Source organism: Polaromonas sp. P1_G4 (genome assembly GCF_056405475.1).
The window spans coordinates 1-7513 of record NZ_JBFUCA010000188.1 but is presented as its reverse complement, the minus strand read 5'-3'; the positions used below and the strand labels follow the sequence as shown (position 1 = coordinate 7513).

Annotated in this window: 8 protein-coding genes; 4 read left to right on the top strand and 4 right to left on the bottom strand. The window is 64.3% G+C overall.

Annotated elements, in window-relative coordinates:
• Positions 1 to 470, bottom strand: a 470-nt coding sequence (locus AC1D1X_RS11260; protein ID WP_477698292.1) for a Rieske 2Fe-2S domain-containing protein, incomplete at its 3' end; no start/stop codon positions are given.
• A gap of 52 nt (positions 471 to 522) precedes the next feature.
• Between AC1D1X_RS11260 and AC1D1X_RS11255 the strand changes: the two genes are divergently transcribed.
• Positions 523 to 1245 (top strand): GntR family transcriptional regulator, encoded by a 723-nt coding sequence (locus AC1D1X_RS11255; protein WP_477669100.1) that lies wholly within the window; start codon positions 523 to 525, stop codon positions 1243 to 1245.
• A 15-nt stretch (positions 1246 to 1260) separates the two neighbouring features.
• Here the strand turns inward: AC1D1X_RS11255 and AC1D1X_RS11250 are convergent, their stop codons facing one another.
• Positions 1261 to 2514 carry an SGNH/GDSL hydrolase family protein gene (locus AC1D1X_RS11250; protein ID WP_477669101.1) on the bottom strand — a complete coding sequence of 418 codons (1254 nt, stop codon included), beginning with the start codon at positions 2512 to 2514 and terminating at the stop codon, positions 1261 to 1263.
• 12 nt (positions 2515 to 2526) lie between these two features.
• Positions 2527 to 3729 (bottom strand): MFS transporter, encoded by a 1203-nt coding sequence (locus tag AC1D1X_RS11245; RefSeq protein ID WP_477698291.1) that lies wholly within the window; start codon positions 3727 to 3729, stop codon positions 2527 to 2529.
• Positions 3730 to 3849: 120 nt separating this feature from the next.
• Between AC1D1X_RS11245 and AC1D1X_RS11240 the strand changes: the two genes are divergently transcribed.
• Both AC1D1X_RS11240 and AC1D1X_RS11235 read left to right on the top strand, forming a co-directional pair.
• Positions 3850 to 4803: a LysR family transcriptional regulator gene (locus AC1D1X_RS11240; protein WP_477669103.1), complete on the top strand. Its 954-nt coding sequence runs from the start codon at positions 3850 to 3852 to the stop codon at positions 4801 to 4803.
• A gap of 145 nt (positions 4804 to 4948) precedes the next feature.
• The gene (locus AC1D1X_RS11235; RefSeq protein ID WP_477698290.1) at positions 4949 to 5437 is read left to right on the top strand and encodes an Lcl C-terminal domain-containing protein; all 489 of its coding nucleotides are present in this window, start codon (positions 4949 to 4951) and stop codon (positions 5435 to 5437) included.
• Positions 5438 to 5475: 38 nt separating this feature from the next.
• On the opposite strand, the gene AC1D1X_RS11230 is transcribed toward AC1D1X_RS11235, so the two are convergent.
• Positions 5476 to 6510, bottom strand: coding sequence for an NADP-dependent oxidoreductase (locus AC1D1X_RS11230; protein ID WP_477698289.1), 1035 nt, complete (start codon positions 6508 to 6510; stop codon positions 5476 to 5478).
• A 265-nt stretch (positions 6511 to 6775) separates the two neighbouring features.
• Between AC1D1X_RS11230 and maiA the strand changes: the two genes are divergently transcribed.
• A complete protein-coding gene (gene maiA, locus AC1D1X_RS11225) occupies positions 6776 to 7414 on the top strand; it encodes a maleylacetoacetate isomerase (protein ID WP_477698288.1) in 639 nt (212 codons plus the stop codon).
• Positions 7415 to 7513 lie beyond the last annotated feature (99 nt).

Here is a 7513-nt window from a genome sequence, read left to right as displayed (position 1 = left end):
GCGGGGAAGGGCGGCGGTGTACTGCCTTCGTCGCCCAGCCAGGCAAACAGCACGCCGGCTTTTTCAATGACGGGATAGCTGCGCTGGCGTATGCGTTCGCACAACTTGCTGCCTGTGGGCTCTGCCGGGGTTTCCAGGCAGCGGCCGTCGGTGGCGAACTTCCAGCCGTGAAAWGGGCAACGCAGGCCGCCGCCTTGCGCGGCGCTTTCGCGGCGGCCAAACGACAGGTCGGCGCCGCGGTGTGTGCAGTCGCGGTCCAGCAGGCCCCATGCGCCGGAGGCGTCCTTGAACAGCACCAGATCCTGGCCGAACAGCTTCAAGGCCTTGACCGGGCGGATTTCCATGCGCGGGTCCAGCGCCGGATTGAACTCATCCACCAGTGCAGCGGGCTGCCAGTATTGGCGCAGCAGCTTGCCGCAGGGCGTGCCCGCGGTGATGCGGGTGAGCAGTTCGTTCTGTTCAGCGTTCATGGAGACCTCAAAACGGTATACCGAAATTAAAATTCAGTGTACATTCTCGGGCATGAACTTGCAAGAAACCGTTTTGATGCAGTTGCGCGACCTGATCCTGCGTGGCGAGTTTGAGCCGGGCCAGCGCCTGGCCGAGCAGCAACTGGCCGAACGCCTGGGCGCCTCGCGCACACCGGTGCGGGCCGCGCTGGTCACGCTGGAGCAGGAAGGGTTGGTCGAGGCCAACGACACCGGCAAATACCTGGTGCGCCAGTTCACCCCGCGCGAAGTGGCCGATGCGATTGCAGTGCGTGGCCATCTGGAAGGCATGGGGGCGCGGCTGGTGGCTGAGCACGGCGTGTCACGCCAGCTGCAGCTCGATTTGCAGTCTTGCCTGGATGAAGGTGACCGCGCGCTAGCGGCCAACCCGCTGGGCTATGACAACTACGCGGCCTATGCGGCCATGAACGACCGCTTCCACGCGCTCATCCTGGAGGCCAGCGGCAACCGTGCACTGCAACGCGCGATCGAATTGAACGACAAGCTCCCCTTCGCGTCTGCCTCGGCCATGTTGCCCATGCAGTCCACGCTGGAGCAGGACCGGGACTGGATGCACTACGCGCACCGCCAGCACCACATGCTGTTTGCAGCGCTCAAGGCTGGGGAGGGCGCGCGTGCGCAGGCGCTGGCGGTGGAGCACACCGAGGTCGCGCAGATGAACATGCGCATGGCGCTGCAGCGGCGCGCCGAAACCGAAAGCCTGATGCCGGGCTTGCGCCTGGTCGTCGGTGGTTAAGCCGCAGGCGCTTTATTAGCGTTCGCCCAGCAGCAGCTTCAGGTCAATGGATTCGGCAACCGCCTTGTTGCCGGCATCACCCAGGTGCAGGTGGTCGCCCGAGTCATAGGCGGGCAGGATGCGCAGCGGGTTCTGCGGGTCGCGCACCACCGCATCGAAATCCAGCACCGCATCAAACTCGCCGCTGCGCATCCACGCGTTGATGCGCTGTCGCACGGCGTCTTTTGCGGGGCTGTAGTAATTGGCAATCGGCGAGCCCGGCATGGTCAGCGCGCCCTCAAAGGGTGTCAGCGTGGCGCCGACGATGCGCACGCCCCGGCTTCTGGCGCGCGCAATCAGCTGGCGGTAACCGGCTATCAGCGCGTCGGTCTGTATGGCGGGCTCCTTGGGTTCGAGGGTGCTGCCGGGCCAGCTGATGTCGTTGATGCCCATGAGCAGCACCACGCTGGTGACACCGGGCTGGTTCAGCACGTCGCGCTCAAAGCGCGCCAGCGCATTCATGCCCATGTGGTTTTTGAGAACCCGCCCGCCCGAGATGCCGGCATTGAGGACAGCCACGTTGTCCCCGGCCAGGCGGCGCGCCAGGAAGTCCGGCCACCGCTGATCGGTGCCTGGAGTTGATGCCGCGCCGTCGGTGATGGAGTCGCCAAAGGCCACCACGCTGCGTGTGCCCGGTGCGGCCTCCACCAGCACGGCGCTGAGAAAGAGGCGGCTGTTCACCGTGGCATCTGCCTTAAGGACGCTCGCGTTCGCGGCATTGCCTGCAGCAATCTGCGCGGGCTGCAGGCCGTCCCAGTGGATGGTGGTGAGTGGTGTCGTTTGTGGGAAGTAGAGGCTGACCGACAGGCGGCTCAGCGGCGCGACCGGCATCTCGACCGGGTCACTCATCACGACAGCGCTTGCCGGTACGGCGACTGTCTGCTGGCCGCCAAAGGTCAATGCCTTGCCGGCTCCGTCAGTGGGCGCTATCTGGGCCGCGCCTATTTGCAAGGCCTGCGAGCCGTATTCGTTCGACAGCACAATGCGCACGCGTGAGCCGCCCACGCTGGCCCGGACGGTCTGGCGTACTGTCTGGTCGTGAAGCGTGGCGGGAAGGCCCAGCGGCAGCACAAAGTCATCGCGCCAGATCGGCTGGGGGCTGGCCGTCCAGCTTGGCGTCCATGCGTTGACATCGGCTGCCCGCGCCTGCGGCAAAACGCTGGCGGCCAGCAACGTGAATGAAAGAAGGACTTGACGCGCGCGCCGCTTTGGAATGAAAAATGTGTTCATGGTGTGGTTCTCTCAGCAGATGACGGGGATGGCGCGCGGCTCGGCCTTGTCGCGCGACAGGCTGTACAACGTGACCGCGATGCCGGCCACCGTGATCAGCGCAGCCAGCCAGCTCAGGCCACCCAGGCCGAAGGAACTGCTGACGACCAAACCGCCCAGCCAGGCGCCCAGCGCATTGCCCACATTGAAGGCGCCGATGTTGAGGCTGGCCGCCAGGTTCTGGCCCGCGCCGTGCGCCTGCTGCAGCACGCGCATCTGCAGCGGCGCCACCGTGGCAAAAGAGGCCGCGCCCAGCAGCCCGACAAACACCACCGTGGCCACCGGCGAATGCAGCACAAAGCCCATCACGCCCAGCACCAGCGCCAGCGCGCCCAGCGTAAGCAGCAGCGACATCCGCAGCCCGTGGTCGGCCAGGCGCCCGCCCAGCAGGTTGCCCACAAAGAAGCCGCCGCCAAACACCAGCAGGATGGGCGACACTGCCGCCTCGCTGAAGCCGGTGATCTGCGTGAGGATGGGCTGGATATAAGTGAAGATCGCAAACAGGCCGGCGAAGCCGAGCACGGTCATCAACAAGCCCAGCAGAACCTGCGGGCGGGCCAGGCCGGCCAGTTCTTGCCGGATGGTCGAGGTACCGTTTTCAGCCGCGCTGCGCGGCACAAAAATGGCCAGCACCACAAAAGCCAGCAAGCCGATCAGCGTGACCACCCAGAAGGTAGAGCGCCAGCCGTAATGCAACCCCAGCCAGGCGCCAGCGGGCACGCCGAGCAGTGTGGCCAGCGACAGCCCGCTGAACATGATGGCAATGGCTGAGGCTTTTCGCTCGGGCGCGACCAGGCMGGTGGCCACGATGGAACCCACGCCAAAGAAGGTGCCATGCGCCATCGAGGTGATGATGCGGGCCGCCATCAGGCTGCCGTAGTCCGGCGCCAGCGCACAAGCCAGGTTGCCCAGCGTGAAGATGGCCATCAGCGCCAGCAACACGGTTTTGCGCGGCAGCTTGCGCGTGGCCAGCGTCAGCACCGGTGCACCCACCGCCACGCCCAGGGCGTAGCCGGAAATCAGCAGCCCGGCCGAGGCGATGGTGACGCCCAGGTCGGCGGAGACCTGCAACAGCAGGCCCATGATGACAAATTCTGTCGTGCCGATGCCGAAGGAGCCGGCGGTGAGGGCCAGAAGGCCTAAAGGAAGTGAAGGGAGTGATTTGCGCGCATCCATGAAAGTCGCCTAAAAAGAGGATGTGCTTAGTGTGGAGACGAAGTGCTATCTTGACTAGAATGTCATAAAGACAATCATTTGTGAATTCAATTCACAGTAATTCGCGAAAAATACCAGATCATGCCCCGCATAGACGTCAACCGCTCCGGCGAGATGGAGGCCTTTGTCCAGGTCGTGGACAAAGGCGGTTTTTCGGCCGCCGCCCGGCAGCTGTGCATGACCCCTTCGGCCGTCAGCAAGCTGGTGACCCGGCTGGAGGCGCGGCTGGGTACGCGGCTTGTCAACCGCACTACACGCAAGCTGCAGCTCACACCCGAAGGCACGACGTTTTACGAGCAGAGCACGCGCGTGCTGGCCGACATGGACGAGGCCGAGCGCGGCGCCGCGGCCGGCGCCATGCCGCGCGGGCGCGTCAGCATCAACGCCAGCATGCCCACCGCGCACTGCTTGCTGCTGCCGCTGGTGCCGGCCTTTCACGAGCGCTTCCCGGATATTTTGCTGGACATTACCTTGACCGACCGCGTAGTCGACCTGCTGGACGAGCGCACCGATGTGGCAATCCGCTGGGGCGCACTCGCGTCGTCCCAACTGGTGGCGCGGCGCCTGGGTGATACCGCGCAGGTGATTGTCGGCAGCCCTGATTACCTGGCGCGACACGGCACGCCGCGCACGCTGGAAGAGCTGGAGGCGCACCAGCGCCTGGCCCATACCTTCAAACGCAATATGCATTACTGGCCGGTGCGGGTAGACGGACAGATTCAGCAGTTGCCGATCACCGGCTATGCGCGTGCCAGCGACGGCGAGGCGCTGCGCCACCTGGTGCTGGCGGGCGCCGGGCTGGCCCGCATGTCGATGTTCCACGTCGGCCGCGACATTGACGCGGGCCGCCTGGTGCCGGTGGCTGAAAGCCTGAACCCGGGCGAGCGCGAACCCATCCATGCAGTATTTGTCGGCCGGGGCGGCCGCTTGCCGGCGCGCGTGCGCGTGCTGCTGGATTTTCTGGTTGAGCAGGTCACGCAGGAGGTTCTTGATGGTGGCGGGCTCGGGCATGACTACCAGCTGCATCAGCCCTGACGCCTGAATGCGCCCGCACACAAACAGTGCGTGTGTGCTAAGTACTACCCCCTACATAGGTTCCCTATGGTTGCAGCGAGATAACTTGCCTAGTATTGGTAACAAGTCGTAAGGCTGCGAGGCCACTCCGGCCATGGAGATTTCTATGCACCGCAATTCTGTTCACACCTTGGGTCTTTCCCTTTTGCTGTTGGCTTTGTCCAGTGCAAGTTTTGCGCAGGAGCGCTTCAGCGTGTCCGCAGACAACCAGGAAGTCACCGATAGCCGCACCGGCCTGGTCTGGCGGCGCTGCGCGGAAGGCATGGTCTGGAAGGGCAAGACCTGCACCGGGCAACCGGCTTTCCTGAACCATCCCGATGCGGCCGCGCGTGCCAAGGCGGCTTCCGCGCCGGAGGCCGAATGGCGCTTGCCGATTCTCAAAGAACTCTCCAGCATCGTCTCTGCACGAGAGGCTGACGTGGACAAGGCGGCGATAGATCMTAGTGCTTTTCCGGGCACGCCCGTGGCGCGCTTCTGGACATCGAGCAGCACCGGCCCGGGCTATTTCACCTTTGTGGGTTTCAGCGACGGCAGCGCCGGTGAAGCCCCGCGCGCCACGGCGGCCGTCGTGCGCCTGGTGCGCAATGCGAAGTAAGCGGCACCCAACGCCGGCGGCAGCCGGCGCATCGGGCCTCAGTCTTTGGCCACCTGCAGCACCAGTTTGCCGAAGTTCTCGCCGTTGAAAAGTTTGAGCAGTGTTTCCGGGAAAGTGTCCAGTCCCTCGACGATGTCTTCCTTGCTTTTCATGGTGCCGGCCTTGAGGTAACCCGCCATCTCAGCCACACCGACGTGGTAGCGGTCGGYGTAATCGAATACCACGATGCCTTCCATGCGGGCGCGATTGACCAGCAGCGATAAATAATTGGCGGGGCCCTTCACGGGCGTGGTGTTGTTGTACTGGCTGATGGCGCCGCAGATGATGATGCGGGCGCCGCGCGCCAGCCGCGCCAGCACCATGTCCAGGATCTCGCCGCCCACGTTGTCGAAGTAGATGTCGATGCCCTTGGGGCAATGTTCCTTCAATCCGGCACGCACGTCGCCGTTCTTGTAGTCGATGCAGGCGTCAAAGCCCAGTTCCTTGACCACCCAGTCGCACTTGGCCTTGCCCCCGGCAATGCCCACCACCCGGCAACCCTTGAGCTTGGCAATCTGGCCCACTGTCTGGCCCACGGCGCCGGCCGCGCCGGAAACCACGACGGTTTCGCCGGCCTTGGGCAGGCCGACTTCCAGCAGGCCGAAGTAACCCGTCATGCCGGGCAGGCCCAGCACATTGAGCCAGGATGTCAGGCCCAGGCGCGGGTCGATCTTGAACATGCCGCTGCGCTTGACCTGGTCGGCCGGGATCAGGCAGTACTCCTGCACGTCGAGAGCGGCGTTCACGTAGTCCCCCACGGCAAAGGCCGGGTTTTGTGAGGCGATCACTTTGCCTACACCGCCGGCGCGCATCACGGCGCCGATTTCCACCGGCGGGATGTAGCTCTTGGCGTCGTTCATCCAGCCGCGCATGGCCGGGTCCAGCGACAGGTACAGGGTTTTGACGAGTACGCCGCCCGGGCCGGGTTCGGCGACCGGCTCGGTGGTGAAGCTCCAGTTGTCACGGGTGGGCAGGCCGACGGGACGGCTTGCCAGGCGAATCTGGTGGTTGGCTAGGGTGGCGATGGCGCTCATGGGTGTCTCCGGGAGTGGCGAATGCAAAAAGGCAATGGTAGTGGCGGACTGCCCGCGCGTCAGTCGCCCACGCGATTGCCCTGCCACTGATGGTCGCTTAACCAGCTCAGCTTGAAGCCACACGAAGTGCGCTACGGCGGGGATGTATCTAACCCAGCCGGGGCCGCGGAACCGGCTTTGCCGGGCCGCAGGCGCAGCGCCCCCTCGGGGGGCAGGGGGTGACACGAAGTGCGCGACCGTGGGGGCCATCGTTTATGCTTTAGAGATGAAACTCCACAACTATTTCCRCTCTTCTTCGTCGTTTCGTGTACGTATTGCGATGGAGATCAAGGGTCTGAGCTACGACTACATTCCCGTGCACATCGCCAAAGGCGAGCACAAGCAGCCGTCTTACGCCGCCCTGGCCGCCGACACCCTGGTGCCGCTGCTCGAAGTCGACGGTGAAAAACTTTCGCAGTCCATGGCCATCATCGAATACCTCGATGAAAAACACCCCACACCGGCCCTGTTGCCCGCCGACGCGGTGGGCCGCGCCAAGGTGCGCGCGCTGGCCCAGTCCATCGCCTGCGAAATCCACCCCATCAACAACCTGCGCGTCCTGAAATACCTGGTCAAGGAACTCAAGCTCGACGAAGCTGCAAAGAACGCCTGGTATGTGCACTGGTGCCGCGAAGGCCTGGAGGCCTTTGAACGCCAGCTGGCGCAATTGCCGGCATCGACCTATTGCTATGGCGATACACCAACACTGGCTGATTGCTGCCTGGTGCCGCAGATATTCAATGCCAAACGCTTTAACGTGAGTTTTGACAGACTGCCTCGCACCATGGCCGCGTTCGACGCCTGTATGGCGCTGCCGGCCTTCCAGAAGGCCCAGCCTTCGGCCTGCCCCGACAACGAAGCCTGAGAATGTGGCCCCCACGCTCCCCACTTCGTGTGGTTCACGAGGCCTTGCAGGCCGCGGCTTGCGAGACGCTACGCCTCTGTCGCCTGTCCAAACCTGCTC